Below are 17,053 nucleotides of genomic sequence, written 5' to 3'. Positions count from 1 at the left end.
ATGGTGGCCGCCCCGCCGGCGCCGGCAGCGGTTCCGGATGCCGCTCCGCCCGCCGCGCTGCCGCCCGCGCCCGCATATGTGCCGCAGCCCCCTGCCTACACGCCCCCTCCGGCATATGTTCCGCCGCAGCCGCAGGTCCCCGCCGTGCAGCCGGAGCCGCGGCTACGCGACAAGATCATCGAGCGCATCCCGATCATCAACAGGTTCCACGACCCGCAGCCGATGTACCCGACCGGCTAGCACCGCGAGCGACCTGGGAGCACGGCGACACGCAGGGAAACCACGTACAAAGGTGGTCTTTCGCGCTCGAGTCGATCTGTAGATGACGCGGAAAGCCAACGTAGGAAGCCTGTTTGCGTAACGTCATCGAACTGGCGGGGCACCGTACCCCTGGCCGTCACTGTCCCGAAAGGCGACTTGACGACACTCGGCCGTGTCTGTGTCGCCAACCCGCCGCACGGTGCTCAAGGGCGCGATTGCCCTTGCGGTGCTGCCCGTCGCGGGATTCACCACCGAGCGTCGTCGCAGCCCGGTCCTTGCCGACCCGTTCACCCTTGGCGTTGCGTCGGGCGAGCCTACGGCCGACGGCGTGGTGATCTGGACTCGGCTTGCACCATCGCCATTGGCCGACGACGGCCTTGGTGGCATGCCGGCTGGCGCCGTCGACGTGGAATGGGAAGTCGCCACCGACGACCGCTTCATCCGCGTGGCCCAGCGTGGAATTGCCACGGCAGCACCGGAGTTGGCGCACAGCGTGCACGTCGAGCTGACAGGTCTGCGATCCGGCGCGCACTATTTCTATCGGTTTCGCGCCGCAGGCCATGTCTCGCCGACGGGTCGGACACGCACCGCGCAGGCACCGGGGTCGCTGGCGCCGATGACAATATGTTTCGCGTCGTGTTCGAACTATGAACAGGGTTGGTTCACCGCATACCGCCGGCTAGCAGACGACCACCCGGATCTTGTTGTGCACCTTGGCGACTACCAGTACGAGTACGCGGCGGGTGGCGGCGGCGGCCCGCGTCGACATGTCGGGCCGGAAACGGTGACGCTTGCCAACTACCGGCAGCGGTACGCCCAGTACAAGACCGACCCGGATCTGCAGGCGGCGCACGCGGCCGCGCCGTGGCTGGTGGTGTTCGACGACCACGAGGTGGCCGACAACTGGGCGGGCGACGCGCCGTCGGTACCCCAGCCCGGGTTCCTGGATCGACGGGCTGCAGCGTTGCGGGCCTATTACGAGAACATGCCGCTGCGCCGGTCTGCGATGCCCGTCGGCATCGACATGCGGCTCTATCGACGCGTGCACTGGGGCGACCTGGCCACGATCCACATGCTCGACACCCGCCAGTACCGCGACGACCAAGCCTGCGGCGACGAGATCCGGACCGACTGCACCGAGCGACTCGATCCGGCTCGCACACTGACCGGTATCGAGCAGGAACGCTGGCTGCTCAACGGGTTTCAGCAGTCGCGAGCACGGTGGGATGTGCTGGGGCAACAGGTGTTCTTCTCGCAGGTGGACCTGACGCCGGGCCAGGGTCGCGGGGTCAACCCCGACGCATGGGACGGCTACACCGCGAACCGCGACCGGATCGTCGCAGGCATCGTCGACTCACCGGTTCGCAACGCCGTCGTTCTGACCGGCGACGTCCATTCGCACTGGGCGGCCGAGGTGCACGAGAAGGCCGACGACCCGTCGTCACCGGTAGTGGCGACCGAATTGGTGACGACTTCGATCAGCTCGGGTGGCGACGGTTCCGACGGGCGCGACGAGACGTCTGCGGTGCTCGCCGAGAACCCGCACATCCGCTACTTCAACGGCCGCCGCGGTTACGTCCGGATGCGCGTCGCCTCCGACGAGTTGCGAGCCGACTTCAGGGTGGTGCCCTATGTCTCCCGGCCCGGCGCGCCGGTCCGCACAGGGGCGTCGTTCGTCGTCGGCGACGGTGAGCCTGCATTGCATTCGATGTGAGCGCTAGCGGCGCTCGAAATGTTGATAGTCCTTGGGGTTTCGCCAGTTGCCACCCCAGCGCCAGCCGCGGTCGGTGAAGGCTCGCACGGCAGGGTCACCCGCGTGCAGGATTCCCGGGTCGGTGCGACGGCGGTCGAGGTACGGCCCGGCCGTCTTCGGCTGGATGTCGCCTCGGCTGTCGATGAACGGATTGATCAGCGGGTTGATGTCGACCGCCCGGCCGTAGGCATGCAGGGCCCACGCGCGACCGGAGGGCAGCAGCCGGCAGTTGAACGCCGAGGTGTTGTTGTCCTCCATCGACAGCTCGTCCTCGGCGCCGGGGTAGCGGGCGACCGCCTGCATCTTCGCGATCGGATAGCCCATTCGGTGCAGTTGGGAGAAGATCGCGATGATGTCGTCGACCACGTCCTGGTGCACGACGAGCTCGCCGCGGTGCGTCTGCCCGTCAAAGCCGACGTAGTCCACCTCGACCCGACGCAGCAGTTGCGGACCGACAGGGCAGCCGGGCCGCCACGTCGCGCCGAGTTCGGCCGCAGTGACCCGGTGAACGGCCGCAGGCATCGGTGCCGGCGACGTGCTCGTCGGCGGGGGAGGTGGCAAGGTCGGCGACCGTGTCGTCGTGGTGGGCGACGAGGTCGGTTCTGCCTGCTGCGGTGCGGCCGGAGGGTGGCACTGCAACAGGGTGGCACTCATGGTGGTCAGCACCACCATGTTGGCGATTCGCCGATAATCCCTGATGGCCCAACGATAACGGGCGCCAAAACCAGGCGGTTGAGGCACGGTCAGCGGCCGCGAGCGCTGCAGCGAATCTTTGCCACGCCTTCCCACGACTGCAGGACGTGTGCTACCTGCGGCCCAGGTTGGTGGACTCGTCGCGGCAATCAGTAGATCGCGCAAACGTGCGCCGCGTTGCTGAAGTGGTACAGAAAGAACTTGCAGCAGCGTCAATTCTGGCTAGGCCGGCGGTTGCGCTGGATTCCAGCTAATCGCATTGCCGACGTGCGTCACGGATGCGCCGCCGAAAGCCGGGTGCAACACCGTCTTCCGGGCCTATGCTCAACTGCATCCGAGCAAATGTTTCCGCACAGGGTGCGCAAGAACGGCTATCGCAGGGAGGAAGGCTGGAGAGCCAGCAGATCGACCACCGGATGACCGGAGAGTGGTTCCGCCGATTGGTAGAGCATGCCCCAGACGCCATCCTGGTGGTGGCAAACGAGCGCCTCCGCTACCTGAATGCCATTGCGGTGCAATGGATGGGCGCGCAGTTTAGCGACGAGTTGATCGGACGTCACATCACTGGAGTTCTCGCACCGGACGCGATACCGCAGATGCGGTCGGCCAACGCCGTGCTGCGGGAGATCGGTGAGGCGTCCGATCCCTACGAAACGCAGCTGCTGCGTAGCGATGGAGCGATCCTGACCGTCGAGGCGGTGTCGGTGCTGACGCTATGGGGCGGCGAGCCGGCCCACCAGATCGTCCTGCGCGACGGCGGCGCCCTCGTGGCGACGCGACGCTTCGACGCCATCCTGGCGTCGCTCGATGAAGGCGTGATCGTGGTGCGGCTCGACGGCCGAATCAAGCTCATCAATGCGGCGGCGATCCGGATCTACGGCCTCGGGGCAGATGCGACTGTCGGTGACTTCGCAAGGGAGGCCGCGGCGGTGGCCGTCTACGACGCGCGCGGTAACCCGGTAGCGCCCCAACTGCGTCCAGGGGTGCGCTTCGAAGGCAAGGTGGTCGAGTGCTCCGGGCAGGTGTACGGCGTCGACATGCCCACCGGCGAGCGCAAGTGGCTGCGCACCGGCGTGCGGTTACTCGATTCCGGCGACCCCGATTCGGATGTGCTGGTCTCGTTCTCCGACATCACCGCGGAGCGTGAGGATTTCGATCGCCTTGTCTACCAAGCCAATCACGATCCGTTGACGGGACTGCCCAATCGCGCGTTCGTGTTGCGCAAGATCAGTGAGGCGTTGGCGTCCCCCGATTGCGGGCAGTTGCGTGCCGTGTTGTTCATTGACGTCGACGACCTCAAGACCACCAACGACACGCTGGGCCACGACGCAGGCGACGAACTGCTGAATGCAGCGGCGACGCGTTTGCGTCAGGCCGTCGGTTTGACGGATGTCGTGGGGCGGCACGGCGGCGACGAGTTCGTACTCCTCATCTACGGCGATGCCACCCGCGCTGAGCTCGACCATCTGGTGAGCCGGCTACGGGCCCGGCTCGCGGCGCCCGTCGCCATCGTCGATACGTCCGTGTCGATCCGCGCGAGCGTTGGCATCGTCGAGGTGGAGCGCGACGACGGCCGAAGCGCGGAGGCGATTCTGCGCGACGCGGACCGCGCGATGTACGAGGCGAAGCGGGCAGGCCGCGGTCAAGGCCGCTGACGCGCCACCTCGCGCTCAGAGGTCGCTCGGGTCGTCCGGCACGTCCACGGCGTGCTCGGCGAGGGCCTCCAGCGGCACCACGTCGAGGGTGCGCTCGTGTGTGGACGCCATCACCACCGGTGCGGCGCGGCCGTCCTCGTAGGCCCTCAGCCAGTTCGCGGCGGTGACGCACCAGCGGTCGCCGGGCACCAGGCCGGGGAAGCGGTATTCCGGACGCGGCGTCGACAGGTCGTTGCCGATCAGGCCCTGGTGTTCGAGGAACTCGGCGGTCATCACCGCGCAGATGGTGTGCAGGCCGACGTCCTCGGGTCCAGAAGAGCAGCAGCCGTCGCGATAGAAGCCTGTGAGCGGGTCGGTGCCGCACGGCTCCATCGGTGTTCCCAGCACGTTCAGATCCGGCATCGGCTCAGTATCGCCTGATGACTAGTGTCGTGTCTCATGCCAACCGTCACGCCTGTCGCAGGCAAGCCCAATTTGCTCATCGGCGGCTACCACCTCGCTGACCTCGGCTACGCCGCGAGCGAGTTCTTCATCTCCGGGACAGCGTCGCCCTATGCGGGTGAAGGCGCCGCCGGTGAGGCGGAGTACACGACCCGGATCGTTGCGCTGACGCCGATCGACGAATCGGCATTCAACGGCACCGTCCTCGTCGAGTGGCTCAACGTGAGCGGCGGGATCGACACGCCCGCCGTCTGGATGATGGCGCACCGCGAGATTGCCCGCGCGAGTTATGCGTACGTGGTGGTCTCGGCGCAGAAGGTCGGCGTCGACGGAGGGGTAACCATCACCGGCATGGACATGTCGCTGAAAAAGCAAGATCCGCAACGGTATTCGAGTCTCAACCATCCCGGTGACGCATACGCCTACGACATCTTCAGCCAGGCGGGCAAACTGGTGCGGGATGCGAAGGCCGATATCCTCGGTCGGCTCGAGCCCGAACGCTTTGTCGCGGTGGGGGAATCGCAGTCGGCGATGTTCCTGACGACGTACATCAATACGGTGGACCGGATCGCGGGCGAGTACGACGGCTTCCTGGTCCACTCCCGCTTCGGCGTCGCGGCACCGCTGGACGGTGTGTCCGCGTTGGAGTCTCTGCAAGAGGGCACGTCGGATCCCGCGCCGTTCCGGTCTGATCTGCGTGTTCCGGTGATGAACGTCATCACCGAGACCGACCTCGTCGGTGCAGTGCTGGCGGGCTACTACCGGTCCAGGCAGCCCGACAACGAGCGGCTGCGGACGTGGGAGATCCCGGGCACCGCGCACGCCGACGCCTACACCATCGCGGTCGGCTTCATCGACAACGGTTCTGCGCCCATCGACCAACTCGCCGCGGCGTATGCCCCGACCCAGATGCTGATGGGTCAGGACATGGGCTACTACATCAACTTCGCCCCTGCGCATCATTACGTCCTGCAGGCGGCGATTGCCGGCCTCGACAACTGGGTCCGCACCGGCACCGCGCCGCCGAGCGCGCCCCGCATCGAGATCGGCGAAGGGGATCCACCGCCGCTGCTCCTGGACGCGAACGGGATCGCCAAGGGCGGCGTTCGCACGCCGTGGGTCGACGTGCCGATCGCCCGGACTTCGGGGGTCGCCGAGAGCGACAACGTCCTGGCGCACCTGTTCGGTTCGGGGGAGCCGTTCGACGAAGCGACGCGCGACCGGCTGTATCCCGGCGGCAAGGGCGAATACCTCGAACGCTTCACGGAGTCCCTCGACGCGACGATCCGCGCGGGGTACCTGGTGCGGGCGGACCGGTCGGAGATCCTCGAGCTCGCCGCCGCGACGTATTAGCTCGCCGCCGCGACGTATTGGGACGTACTAGACGGTGAACTTGACGGCGCGCATGCCGTCACGCCGCGCCGCCTCGGTGAACTCCTCGAGGCTCGGCATCCTGTTGTCGCGGAACTGCAGCCCCATCATGCGCTGCGCCTTCTTCGCTCCGTAGGACTCTGCGACACGGTGGGCCAGGTCGGCGACGGTCGCGGGGTCGCGGATGAGTTCGCCGCGCATGGTGGTCTTCTTCCCGTCCCAGAGCACCTCGGCGTTGGCGCCGTCGCGGAAATTGGCCGTCCAGCCTGCGCTGGCCAGCGCGTAGAGGGTGCCGTCGACCTGGTGTGCACTGACCGGAACCGAATACTTGCGCCCGCTCTTGCGGCCTGTGAAATTGAGCACCATCATCTGCCGCCGAAGGCTGCCGCCCAACGGCGTACCCAGCAGGAACTTCACGGCGGGGTTGACGGCTCTCAGGAGCCCCTCAGGCGGGTGCGAGATGCTGACCGCAGGCGACTGATCTGTCATGGCGCTACGGTATGACCTCACGGGCGCGTGGTGTGCCGAACCGCCGAACACGCTGCACCACAGCTAACTTCGATGACGAAGTAATTTGTCATGGCGGGTAGAACGTTAAGCGGGCGTGCGAAACGGGAACATATCCATAGCCGCACATCGAACCGTGGCGCCATCGCATGTCGGGAAACGGGAAGGATTGTGAATGACCTCCGCGCAGGGCGGCTCGCGGCTGGGCACGCGATTCGGACCGTATGAGCTGCAGGCGCTGATCGGTGTCGGCGGCATGGGCGAGGTGTACCGCGCGTACGACACCGTCAAGGAACGCATGGTCGCGGTGAAGCTGCTGCGCGCGGAGATGGCTGCGGACAAGAGCTACCAGGCGCGATTCCGGCGCGAATCGCGGATGGCCGCGCGGTTGCAGGAACCGCACGTCATCCCGGTGCACGACTTCGGCGACATCGACGGCACGCTGTACATCGACATGCGGCTGGTCGAGGGCGCGAGCCTGAAGGACGAGCTGCAGGCGAACGGCCCGCTGGAGCCGCGGCGAGCGGTGTCGATCATCGCGCAGGTGGCAGCGGCGCTGGACGCCGCGCACGCCGACGGGCTGGTGCACCGCGACATCAAGCCGGAGAACGTGCTGCTGACGCCGGACGACTTCGCATATCTCGTCGACTTCGGGATCGCGCACGGTGAAGGCGATGCGAGCGTCACGTCGACAGGCTTGATCATCGGGTCGTGTGCGTACATGGCCGCGGAGCGGTTTGCGGGCGGCCGCGTCGGCCCGGCGGCCGACATCTATTCGTTGACGTGTCTGCTGTATGAATGCCTCACCGGCAGGGCGCCTTTCGACACCGGCGGCGATTTGCGACAGCTGATGAGCGCGCACATGTTCTCGCCGCCACCACGACCGAGCATCATGCGACGCGGTATCTCGCGGTCATTCGACGACGTCATCGCCCGAGGTCTGGCGAAGAAGCCATCGGACAGGTACGCGACGGCCGGGGCGCTGGCCAAGGCGGCCAACGCGGCCGTGGGTGCGGTGGAGGTACCGCGGCCGCCGCTTCCTGTGCCGAACCCGCCGACGAACACGAGGCAGTTCTCGGCGATCTACGAGAATCCGTCGGGCACCGGGTTCACGCCCTATCCGGCGCAGCTGCCGCCTTCTGCGCCGCCGAGGCCGCCCGCCCCCCGGCGGAGGCGTTTCGGCAGGACACAGGTGGCGCTGGCGGCCGCGGTGATCGTGCTGTTCGGGGTGGCCGCTGTGCTGGCGTCGCTGTTGATCTCCAGCGGCGACGACAGCGGCGCGACCCAGCCGACCACGCTGGCGGTGCCGCCGTCGGCGACCACGACGACCGAGACGGTCACCACGACGTCCGGGTCGCCGACCCCCACGTCGAGCACGACGCCGACCCCCACGTCGAGCACGACGCCGACGACGAGCGCGGCGGCCCTGGCCGGGATGACGGGGACAGACGGCCAGGGCTTCGTCGGCCACACGACCCGCTGCGACCCGGGCAGTTCGCTTGTCACGGCGATCCAGACGGCACAGTCCATGGCGGTGGTGTGCGAGACGTCCTCGGGGACGTATCAGTACCGGGGTGAGCGGTTGCGCGACGGGGCGAACATTCAGCTCGACAACGCCACGCCCGCCGGCGGCGGGTTCAACGTCACCAATCCGGCCGATGGCGCCCGTTACGAGGTGCGGCCCGACCGCCTCCGGATCCTCAGCAATGGCGGGGTCGATTCCGACGAGCCGGCGCTGCAGTACGGGTCGCGGTGAGCCGCCGCGAACTTGCGGTCGTCAGGTGCCCGCCTCACGGCGACAAAGTCGCCCGCGGTTAGCCCGTCTCAATTCGACCGACTTTGTCGCCAAGAGCCGGGCACTCATCTGCTCAACTCCGTGGGATAGGACGGGTAACCGCGCCGAGATCGGACTGTTTAGCTCCGCCGAGATCGGGCGACCCTCGCGCCATGGGACAACCCAACGATCCACCGGCCACGCCGAAGGACGCGTCCAAGGCGACCGAGGAGCAGCGGGAGCTGCAGGAGGACCTCGACCACCAGAACGACGATCCGGACGCTCCGGGCGGCCATCAGACCCGAGAACAGGTCGCCGACGAGACCTGATCGGTGCCTTGACACACGCGCAGACAATCTCGGCAAACGTGGTGTAGCTTCAAGCAACACATCAGCGCGGGTTCGCGTGCCGAGGAGTAAACGCGGTGGATGCGACACCATTCGGGCAATATCAGCTCCAGGAGCTGATCGGCCGGGGCGGAATGGGCGAGGTCTACAGGGCCTTCGACACCAGGACCGACCGGATCGTCGCGCTCAAAGTACTGCCGTCACACCTGGCCCGCGACGCTGTCTTCCAGCAGCGATTCCGGCGTGAATCGCAGGCCGCAGCGGGTATCAACGAACCGCATGTGGTGCCGATCCACGGCTTCGGCGAGATCGACGAGAAGCTCTACTTGGATATGCGGCTGATCGACGGCCGCAACCTCGGGGCCATGTTGGGCGAGGACGACGACAAAAAGCCGCTCAAACCCGCGCTGGCGGTGTCGATCATCGACCAGGTCGCTGCGGCTCTCGACGCCGCGCACGAACTCGGCCTCATCCACCGCGACGTCAAGCCTTCCAACATCCTGGTCACCAAGAACGACTTCGCCTACCTGATCGACTTCGGCCTGGCGCGCACCGCGGGCCAGCAAGGCTTGACCACCGCGGGCAGCACGCTTGGCACGATGGCCTACATGTCGCCCGAGCGGTTCGAGGGCGGCGAGGTCGATCCTCGCTCGGACGTCTACGCGCTGACCTGCGTCCTCTACGAGTGCCTGACCGGCCAGCGGCCGTACCCCGTGGACAGCCTCGAGCAGCAGATCGCCAAGCACATCAGCGCGCCGGTGCCGAAACCCTCTGCCATCAACGCCAGGTTGGCGGCATTCGACGAGGTCATCGCCAAGGGCATGTCGAAGAAGCCGGGTCGGCGCTATCAGACCGCGGGTGAGATGGCCGCCGCAGCGCGCAAGGCGCTGAGCGTGCCGGTGCGAACAACCGGCTCCGGCAGGCATTCGGCGAGCCGGGTCAACCAGAAGCCGCCTCGCAGTGGAGTGTCCGCGAAGACCCTCGCCATCTTGGGTGCCGCGGTCCTGCTGGGTGTGGCGCTGGTGTTCGGGGCGTGGCAGCTGTGGGGCGGCCGTGACGGCGGTGGCCGATCCGCGGAGCCGCCGTCGACGTCGGCGACGCCGCAGCCATCCGACGACGGGCTGGTGCCTGCGATCGCGGCGACACTCCCTGCCGAAATCAGGGACTCGGGCCGGCTGACGATCGGCGTCAACGTCCCCTATGCGCCAAACGAATTCAAGAACTCGGCAGGCGACATCGTCGGTTTCGACGTCGACCTGATCAACGCGGTGGCCAAGACGCTTGGACTCCTTCCCGAGTATCGGGAGTTCCTGTTCGAGGACATCATTCCGACGGTGCAGCGCGGGGAGATCAATGTCGGGATGTCGTCGTTCACCGACACGCTCGAGCGTCAGGAGCAGGTCGACTTCGTCACCTATTTCGAAGCGGGGACGTTGTGGGCGCAGCGCACCGGGTCGGGCGTCGACCCGAACGCGGCGTGCGGGCTGCGGGTCGGCATGACGCCCGGCTCGACCCATGAAACCGTCGAGATTCCCGCCAAGAGCGATCAGTGTGTCGCGGCCGGGTTGCCGCCGGTGCAGGCCGTCACCTACGCCAGGCAGGACGAACTGACCTCGGCTCTGATCAACGGCGAGATCGACGCGATGTCGGCGGACTCCCCGGTTACCGGGTTCGCCATCAAGGGCAGCGGTGGCGCGCTGGAACCCGCTGGCGAGCAGTTCGACACCGCGCCCTACGGCTGGCCGGTGCAAAAGGATTCGGGGCTGGCCGAATCGCTGAGGCAGGCACTCGAGCACGTCATGTCGACCGGCGAGTACAAGGCGATCGCCACCAAATGGGGTGTGGACAAAGGCATGATCGCCAAACCGGTCATCAACGGCGCGATCAGCTAGACGCGACGTACGACGGCGCCTGATTTCGCCGACTGGTTGCCACCCTGTACTCTTAGAGGCAACGTTGGCGCTCAACGAAGCTTGCCAACAGCGTCGTGGATCACTTCCCAATCGTGCACACAGCACAAGGTTTTCTCACGGCGATCGATATTGCCCACCGGCAATCTCGCCAGACTTGTGCTCGCTCGTGCCGATCAATCGCGCAAGCGAAGTGCAACCCAATGCCTGAAAGGCACTCGCAATTACTACTCAACAATCCTTTGCTGATCTCTGCGTCGACGACAAGCTGATCCAGTCGCTGGCCGCGCGCGGAATCCTCACCCCTTTCCCGATTCAGGAGAAGACGCTTCCCGATACGCTCGCCGGTCGAGATGTGCTGGGCCGCGGCAAGACCGGCAGCGGCAAGACGCTTGCATTCTCCATCCCGCTGGTCACTCGGCTTGCAGCCATGCAGCGGCGTGGTCGGCCAACCGCGCTGGTGCTCGCGCCCACTCGTGAGTTGGCGACCCAGATCGCCGCGACCCTTCAACCGCTGGCATCCGCCCATCAGCTCAAGGTCACCACCATCTTCGGCGGCGTTCCGCAGAACCGTCAGGTGTCGGCACTGCGTTCCGGCGTCGACATCGTCGTGGCCTGCCCGGGCCGGCTCGAAGACCTGATGCGGCAGCGCGTCATCAACCTCGACTCCATACAGGTCACCGTTGTCGACGAGGCCGATCACATGGCTGACCTCGGCTTCTTGCCCGGCGTGACCCGGATCCTTGCGGCCACACCCGCGGGCGGGCAGCGCATGATGTTCTCCGCGACGCTGGACAACGGCGTCGACAAGCTCGTCAAGCGGTTCCTGCACAACCCGGTGACGCACTCCATCGACGAGGCGCACTCTCCGGTGCCGGAAATGACTCACCACGTGTTCCACGTGACGGGCGTTGCGGCCAAGAAGGAACTGGTGCAGCAGCTCGCCTCCGGTACCGGACGGCGGATCCTGTTCATGCGCACCAAACATCAGGCCCGCAAGCTGGCCAAGCAGCTCACCGAATCCGGGGTGCCATCAGTTGACTTGCACGGCAACCTTTCTCAGAACGCACGCGATCGCAACCTGGCCGCGTTCAGCACTGGCGAAGCGCGTGTGCTTGTGGCCACCGACATCGCCGCGCGCGGTGTGCATGTCGACGACGTCGAACTCGTCGTGCACGTTGACCCTCCGGTCGAGCACAAGGCCTATCTGCACCGGTCCGGCCGGACGGCACGGGCCGGAAATTCGGGCGATGTGGTCACCGTCGTGCTGCCTGAGCAGCGCAGGGACCTGAACGCACTGATGCGCAAGGCGGGGATCAACGTCCGCCCGCAAGAGGTCGTCGCGAATTCGGCCCCGGTGACCGCGCTGGTCGGCGAGGTCGCTCCGTTCAAGGCTCCTCCGCGTCGTCCGAACCCGCCCGCGAACGCTACTGCCGCGAATACATCCGGCGGCCCGCGTCGCAGGCGCGCTTCAGGTAATGCGGGTAATGGCGGCGCTGCGCGCGGTCAGCATCGCAACTCCGCAGGCCGTCGGCGCAGCGTTTCACGCTGAGCCGGACGCCGACCTCGCAAACATCGGGTGCTCGGCGCGGGCGGCGAGGACGATGTCCTCTGCCGTCCTGAACGCGTCGGTGTCCCGGTGGACCGAGAAGACTGCCAGCCCGGCGGCGCGTCGCAGCAACATGACGGCGAGCGCTGTGCTGGTCTGGCACGGCACCACCAGGAGTCGCGCGCAGGCACGAATGCCGGTCACGGTCATCACGCGTTGCGGGCGGGTGTTGCGGCTGCGAACGGCGGCATTACCGCGGTAGTTGAGCGAGTCGAGATCGGGCACACCCTCCAAGGGTGACCAGTTGACGCCGATATCGATGACTTGGCCCAGTCGACTTTCCAGCGCCTCGATCAGCTCGGGAAGTTCCTTGGCGACCGACGATGTGTACGGCCACCAGCCACCGTCCAGCGCGCCGCCCAGTTCGGATACCAGCGTGAGCCGCGTGCGGCCGGACATTTGCCGCCGATTGTGTTCGTGCGCAGAGGTTTTCGTACTCGAGCCAGCGCGATCCATGGGCGATTCCCTCACTTCGAGCTGGGCCCGACGCGCGAATGCGTGCGGTTGGTGCACTATCGACGGTACACCTGCGGGTATACCGAGCGCGCGCCGTCTGACCCGTCACGGCGGGGGGCGTGCTCACTTCGACGGTGAAATATGCGCTGGCGCAAGCAAAAACGCGACACGAGGACCCGCAGGCGGCGTTCCGATGCCCCGGGTGTACCGTTGAATAGGTTGGAAACCCAGCCAGTCCGGAATGCATCAGCTGGCATCCGCTGATTTGCCGAGCAACCGCTCATGTCGGACACGCCGGTAACAACCGTCATCGGAGTTACCTTGAGCGCTCCGCGCCTGCTTCCATCGCTGGTTCCCCCTGTTCGAGTGCAGTACGCGTCTCGCCGCGCAGATATAGGCATCCTCACTCCGTATCCGCCCACCCTTGGCGGGCTGGCGACGTCCAGCGCTGCCCTTTCCGAAGCGTTGAGAGCGCACGACACCGACGTCCACGTGATCCGCGTGGCCGACGGGTTGCCGTCGTCTCAGGCTGACGTGGTCGCAGAGCTGGTCAACGACTCGGCGACGTCGGTCGCGGGGTGTATCGACCTGCTGAACCGGGGCAACGTCGCGATCATCCAGTATGACTACGGCGTGTACGGAGGTATCGACGGGAACGACGTGGTGGACGTCATCCGCGGGCTGCGCGTTCCGTCGATCGTGGTCGTGCATACCGTACTGAAAACACCGACGCCACATCAACATTCGGTCCTTGCCTGGATCGCGGGCGCGGCCGATCAAGTGGTCGTCATGTCCGAGGTTGCCAAGCAGCGGCTGTGTGAAATCTATGGCGTCGATCGGCGCAAGGTCACGACGATCACGCACGGGGCGGTCGTCCCGAACGAACCCGCGGTGAAGCGCCCGAGCAGACCAACTATCTTGACGTGGGGACTACTGCGGCCGGGGAAGGGCATCGAGCGCGTGATAGAGGCGATGAGTTCGCTTCATCACCTGCCGGGCCGGCCCCGATACATGGTCGTCGGCCCGACGCACCCGGATGTGCTCGCCGAAGAAGGCGAGGCGTACCGCGACGCCCTGGTGGAGCAAGTTCGTCGGGCCGGAACGGCGCATTCGGTGGTCTTCGACGCTCGCTATTTCAACGGGGCGATGCTGACTGCGCTCATCCAGTCTGCGGCTGTCGTCGCTCTGCCCTACGACTCCGCCGACCAGGTCAGCTCTAGCGCGCTGGCGGACGCCATCGCGGCGGGCAGGCCCACCGTGGCCACCGCTTTCCCGCACGCCGTCGAAGTCCTCCGTAACGGCGCAGGCACGTTCGTCGACCACAGCGATCCCGACGCATTGGTGACGGCGCTGCGGGACATACTGACGCAGCCACGCCTCGCCGGCTCGATGGCCGCCGAGGCCCGCGGGTTGGCGCCAGACATGGCTTGGCCGGTGGTGGCGGGTGAGTATCTACGTGTGGCGCAACGGCTTATCGCCGAGCGGCCGGCTGCGACATGACCTCGTGCGGATAGGCATCGTCGCGGTGTTGAAACGACAGGATGCTCGGATTGAGCACGACGCCATCGCGGATCTCGATTGCCCTGGCGATAGTCGGGGTCGCGTTCCACGCCGAGGGCCCGGCGAGGATGGTGTCGATGTGCGGTAGCAACGCCTCGCTGATCTCCCACGTCGCCGAGTTCCACAGATACGACGGGCTGTGGTCCACCGCGTAATAGTGGATACCGCCCGCCATCTCGACCATCGGCTCTGTGAACGAGGTCGGTCGCGCCCAGTCGAATCCCATACCGGTGTCACATGAGACGTCGATGATCAGGCTTCCAGGGGTGAAGGACGCCAGGTCGTCCTCGGTGACGAAGATCAGTGGTGCGTCGGGGTCCTGAAGTACACAGTTGACGACGATGTCGTTGTCGGCGAGGAAACGGGCCACCGGGATGACACCGTCGTCCGGGGTGTCCGCCCAGGTCCGCTCCGGCGTTTCGTCGTCGCGCCCCATCTGAACGATCTGGGTCGAATGGATCGGCGAACCTACGGCGGCCACCTCCCGATTGGTCAGCACGCGCACGTCGTCGACGCCGTGCGCGTTCAGCGCGGTGACCGCACCGCGAGCGGTGGCGCCGAAACCGATGACGGCCGCGCGCAGCCGTCGGCCGTAGCTTCCGGTGATCCCGATCAGTTGCATGGCGTGCAGCACGGAGCAGTAGCCCGCGAGCTCGTTGTTCTTGTGGAAGACGTGCAGGCCGAAACCACCGTCGCCCTGCCAGTGATTCATCGCCTCGAAGGCGATCAACGTGAGCCGTCGATCTATGGCGATCTGCGTGAGCGCCGAATCCTGGACGCAATGTGGCCAGCCGAGGACGATCTGTCCCGTTTTGAATTCCGCCAGGTCCTCGGCCTGCACCTTGGGTAACAGAACGACGTCGCATTCGGCGATTAGTTGTTCTCTGGTGCCGATTCCACCGACGAGTCGAGCCAGTTCGCCATCCGTCGCGCCGAAATCCGAGCCGTACCCGTGCTCGAGGAATACCCGCGCCAGGATCCGGGGATCGATCCTGCTGAGATGCGCAGGGTGAATGGGCAGCCTGCGCTCGTTCGGCTTACGCGAACGAGCGAGGACCCCAAGCGAAAGCTGTTGCTCGTCAGCGCTTCTTGTCATGAAACAGAGCCTGGGCGGCAGAATCCTTGGCCGCTGACTTCTCGTTCTTGGCGGCGCGCTTCTCTTTCAGTGATTTTCCGGACTTCTTGGACATGGCTTGTCGAGGAGACTTATCAGACATCGCTCGCCCCTTGATCGTGGGGGCCTGGGTGGTCCCGATTCGTTTGACCTTACCCCTTCGGTTTGCCCGGCAGCCGCCGGCGAACACCACGTTGCCGCCGAGCGTGATGGCCCGTAAGCTGGGGATACGCCGACGCGCTGCCGTCCTCTTTCGATTTCGGCCGGTGATCCGCAATAACTTGGGTTGTCACAACAGCCCCTCCCCAGCCGGACCGGATCGACAGGACATCCATGGCCATCGCCGACATCGCTGCCTACGCGCATCTGACTGAATCCGACATCGAGGCCCTCGGGAACGAACTCGACGCCATTCGGTGCGACATCGAGGAGTCGCTCGGTGAGCGGGACGCCGCCTACATCCGGCGCACCATCAGGTTCCAAAGGACGCTCGAGGTCGCGTCGCGACTGCTCATCGGCTGCAGCCGGTCACGAGTCGGCTGGGCCTTGGGAACCATGTCGCTGGCCTTTGCCAAATGCGTCGAGAACATGGAAATCGGCCACAACGTCAGCCACGGCCAATGGGATTGGATGAACGATCCCGAAATTCACTCCGCCACGTGGGAGTGGGACATGGTGGCCGTTTCGTCGCAGTGGCGGTATTCCCACAATTACCGCCACCACGTGTTCAGCAACGTGGTCGGCGTGGACGACGATCTCGGATTTGGCGTGATACGGGTGACCCGCGACGAGCCGTGGCGGCTCGAGCATCTGTTCCAGCCTATTCGGAACCTGTTGCTGGCGAGTATTTTCGAGTGGGGGATTGCACTTCACGGCATTCATTCCGAGCGGGACCGGCTGAGCCCCGATGCAGCCAAGGTCGGTCAAGCGAGGCTGAAACTGACCAAGAAGATTGCCCGCCAGACCGTCAAGGACTACGTGGTCTTCCCGGCGCTGAGCTTGTCCCGGTGGCGCAGAACGCTTGGGGCCAACGCGGTGGCCAACCTTGTGCGTAACCTCTGGACATACGTGGTCATCTTCTGTGGGCACTTTCCCGACGGCGCGGAGAAATTCAGCGCAGACGTGCTCGACAATGAAACCCGAGGCGACTGGTATCTGCGGCAGATGCTTGGCGCCGCGAACTTCAAAGCCGGTCCGCTGCTGGCATTTTCAACCGGCAACTTGTGCTATCAGATCGAGCACCACCTGTTCCCCGACCTGCCGAGTAACCGCTACGCGCAGATCGCGGTGCGGGTTCGGGCGTTGTGCGACAAGTACGACCTGCCCTATACGACCGGTCCTCTTGTGCGCCAGTATTTCCTGACCCTGCGCACCATCCACAAGCTGGCACTTCCCGACCGCTTCCTGACGGCCACCGCCGACGACGCGCCAGAGACCGCGTCTGAGCGGATGTTCGTCGCCAAACCCACGTCAGCAGCAGGTGACCCGATGACCGGGCTCGGCACGGCGTTGCGGGCTCGGGCCCGCCGCGGCAAGCGGGCGCGCGAATCCCGATGACGCGCAACGGCGTATTGTCAAAGGTATCGGGCAGCTCGGTTGCGA

16 protein-coding genes are annotated in these 17,053 nt (G+C 66.0%); 10 read left to right on the top strand and 6 right to left on the bottom strand.

Annotated features, from left to right (window positions below; genetic code table 11):
* Positions 1–240, top strand: a 240-nt coding sequence (locus D6M19_RS18775) for a DUF7157 domain-containing protein (protein WP_456093865.1), incomplete at its 5' end; no start/stop codon positions are given.
* Between the two features lie 193 nt (positions 241–433).
* Positions 434–1,975, top strand: a complete 1,542-nt coding sequence (locus D6M19_RS18770; RefSeq protein ID WP_123026760.1) for an alkaline phosphatase D family protein — start codon at positions 434–436, stop codon at positions 1,973–1,975.
* Between the two features lie 3 nt (positions 1,976–1,978).
* On the opposite strand, the gene D6M19_RS18765 is transcribed toward D6M19_RS18770, so the two are convergent.
* The gene (locus D6M19_RS18765) at positions 1,979–2,668 is read right to left on the bottom strand and encodes a M15 family metallopeptidase (protein ID WP_234834930.1); all 690 of its coding nucleotides are present in this window, start codon (positions 2,666–2,668) and stop codon (positions 1,979–1,981) included.
* A 455-nt stretch (positions 2,669–3,123) separates the two neighbouring features.
* Here D6M19_RS18765 and D6M19_RS18760 point away from each other — a divergent pair, with 455 nt between their 5' ends.
* Positions 3,124–4,362 (top strand): sensor domain-containing diguanylate cyclase, encoded by a 1,239-nt coding sequence (locus tag D6M19_RS18760; RefSeq protein WP_164478573.1) that lies wholly within the window; start codon positions 3,124–3,126, stop codon positions 4,360–4,362.
* A gap of 15 nt (positions 4,363–4,377) precedes the next feature.
* On the opposite strand, the gene D6M19_RS18755 is transcribed toward D6M19_RS18760, so the two are convergent.
* Complete coding sequence (locus D6M19_RS18755) at positions 4,378–4,764, bottom strand: DUF2237 family protein (RefSeq protein WP_123026756.1); 387 nt, start codon at positions 4,762–4,764, stop codon at positions 4,378–4,380.
* A 36-nt stretch (positions 4,765–4,800) separates the two neighbouring features.
* On the opposite strand from D6M19_RS18755, the gene D6M19_RS18750 reads away from it, so the two are divergent.
* Positions 4,801–6,156: an alpha/beta hydrolase domain-containing protein gene (locus tag D6M19_RS18750; protein WP_123026755.1), complete on the top strand. Its 1,356-nt coding sequence runs from the start codon at positions 4,801–4,803 to the stop codon at positions 6,154–6,156.
* Between the two features lie 27 nt (positions 6,157–6,183).
* On the opposite strand, the gene D6M19_RS18745 is transcribed toward D6M19_RS18750, so the two are convergent.
* On the bottom strand, positions 6,184–6,663 hold the full coding sequence (locus D6M19_RS18745; protein WP_123026753.1) for a hypothetical protein: 480 nt from the start codon (positions 6,661–6,663) through the stop codon (positions 6,184–6,186).
* Positions 6,664–6,856: 193 nt separating this feature from the next.
* Between D6M19_RS18745 and D6M19_RS18740 the strand changes: the two genes are divergently transcribed.
* The 4 genes from D6M19_RS18740 (at position 6,857) to D6M19_RS18730 (ending at position 12,264) form a co-directional block, all read left to right on the top strand.
* A complete protein-coding gene (locus D6M19_RS18740; RefSeq protein ID WP_123026752.1) occupies positions 6,857–8,437 on the top strand; it encodes a serine/threonine-protein kinase in 1,581 nt (526 codons plus the stop codon).
* A gap of 191 nt (positions 8,438–8,628) precedes the next feature.
* A complete protein-coding gene (locus D6M19_RS34295; protein WP_164478572.1) occupies positions 8,629–8,784 on the top strand; it encodes a hypothetical protein in 156 nt (51 codons plus the stop codon).
* Positions 8,785–8,879: 95 nt separating this feature from the next.
* On the top strand, positions 8,880–10,694 hold the full coding sequence (gene stpK7, locus D6M19_RS18735; protein WP_123026750.1) for a serine/threonine protein kinase StpK7: 1,815 nt from the start codon (positions 8,880–8,882) through the stop codon (positions 10,692–10,694).
* Between the two features lie 241 nt (positions 10,695–10,935).
* Positions 10,936–12,264 (top strand): DEAD/DEAH box helicase, encoded by a 1,329-nt coding sequence (locus D6M19_RS18730; RefSeq protein ID WP_123026749.1) that lies wholly within the window; start codon positions 10,936–10,938, stop codon positions 12,262–12,264.
* On the opposite strand, the gene D6M19_RS18725 is transcribed toward D6M19_RS18730, so the two are convergent.
* The gene (locus tag D6M19_RS18725; protein ID WP_123026747.1) at positions 12,256–12,720 is read right to left on the bottom strand and encodes a DUF5994 family protein; all 465 of its coding nucleotides are present in this window, start codon (positions 12,718–12,720) and stop codon (positions 12,256–12,258) included. The two genes, D6M19_RS18730 and D6M19_RS18725, sit on opposite strands and share 9 nt — an antisense overlap.
* A gap of 378 nt (positions 12,721–13,098) precedes the next feature.
* Between D6M19_RS18725 and D6M19_RS18720 the strand changes: the two genes are divergently transcribed.
* On the top strand, positions 13,099–14,277 hold the full coding sequence (locus tag D6M19_RS18720) for a glycosyltransferase (RefSeq protein ID WP_407665369.1): 1,179 nt from the start codon (positions 13,099–13,101) through the stop codon (positions 14,275–14,277).
* On the opposite strand, the gene D6M19_RS18715 is transcribed toward D6M19_RS18720, so the two are convergent.
* The gene (locus tag D6M19_RS18715) at positions 14,249–15,433 is read right to left on the bottom strand and encodes a N(5)-(carboxyethyl)ornithine synthase (protein ID WP_123026745.1); all 1,185 of its coding nucleotides are present in this window, start codon (positions 15,431–15,433) and stop codon (positions 14,249–14,251) included. The genes D6M19_RS18720 and D6M19_RS18715 overlap by 29 nt on opposite strands.
* The gene (locus D6M19_RS34290; protein ID WP_164478571.1) at positions 15,417–15,554 is read right to left on the bottom strand and encodes a hypothetical protein; all 138 of its coding nucleotides are present in this window, start codon (positions 15,552–15,554) and stop codon (positions 15,417–15,419) included. The genes D6M19_RS18715 and D6M19_RS34290 overlap by 17 nt, the downstream gene beginning before the upstream one ends.
* A gap of 230 nt (positions 15,555–15,784) precedes the next feature.
* Between D6M19_RS34290 and D6M19_RS18705 the strand changes: the two genes are divergently transcribed.
* On the top strand, positions 15,785–17,008 hold the full coding sequence (locus D6M19_RS18705) for a fatty acid desaturase family protein (RefSeq protein ID WP_123026743.1): 1,224 nt from the start codon (positions 15,785–15,787) through the stop codon (positions 17,006–17,008).
* The last annotated feature ends 45 nt before the right edge of the window (positions 17,009–17,053 follow it).

The sequence above is a fragment of the Mycolicibacterium stellerae genome, assembly GCF_003719305.1.
Taxonomy (GTDB): domain Bacteria; phylum Actinomycetota; class Actinomycetes; order Mycobacteriales; family Mycobacteriaceae; genus Mycobacterium; species Mycobacterium stellerae.
The sequence above is the reverse complement of the archived record's forward strand: the minus strand, read 5'-3'. Positions and strand labels throughout refer to the sequence as shown.

Excerpts from the sequence above, each read along its gene's own strand:
- D6M19_RS18765 (WP_234834930.1), bottom strand. The coding sequence starts at position 2,668 with ATGAGTGCCACCCTGTTGCAGTGCCACCCTCCGGCCGCACCGCAGCAG.
- D6M19_RS18760 (WP_164478573.1), top strand. The coding sequence starts at position 3,124 with ATGACCGGAGAGTGGTTCCGCCGATTGGTAGAGCATGCCCCAGACGCC.
- D6M19_RS18755 (WP_123026756.1), bottom strand. The coding sequence starts at position 4,764 with ATGCCGGATCTGAACGTGCTGGGAACACCGATGGAGCCGTGCGGCACC.
- D6M19_RS18750 (WP_123026755.1), top strand. The coding sequence starts at position 4,801 with ATGCCAACCGTCACGCCTGTCGCAGGCAAGCCCAATTTGCTCATCGGC.
- D6M19_RS18745 (WP_123026753.1), bottom strand. The coding sequence starts at position 6,663 with ATGACAGATCAGTCGCCTGCGGTCAGCATCTCGCACCCGCCTGAGGGG.
- D6M19_RS18740 (WP_123026752.1), top strand. The coding sequence starts at position 6,857 with ATGACCTCCGCGCAGGGCGGCTCGCGGCTGGGCACGCGATTCGGACCG.
- D6M19_RS34295 (WP_164478572.1), top strand. The coding sequence starts at position 8,629 with ATGGGACAACCCAACGATCCACCGGCCACGCCGAAGGACGCGTCCAAG.
- D6M19_RS18725 (WP_123026747.1), bottom strand. The coding sequence starts at position 12,720 with ATGTCCGGCCGCACGCGGCTCACGCTGGTATCCGAACTGGGCGGCGCG.
- D6M19_RS18715 (WP_123026745.1), bottom strand. The coding sequence starts at position 15,433 with ATGACAAGAAGCGCTGACGAGCAACAGCTTTCGCTTGGGGTCCTCGCT.
- D6M19_RS34290 (WP_164478571.1), bottom strand. The coding sequence starts at position 15,554 with ATGTCTGATAAGTCTCCTCGACAAGCCATGTCCAAGAAGTCCGGAAAA.
- D6M19_RS18705 (WP_123026743.1), top strand. The coding sequence starts at position 15,785 with ATGGCCATCGCCGACATCGCTGCCTACGCGCATCTGACTGAATCCGAC.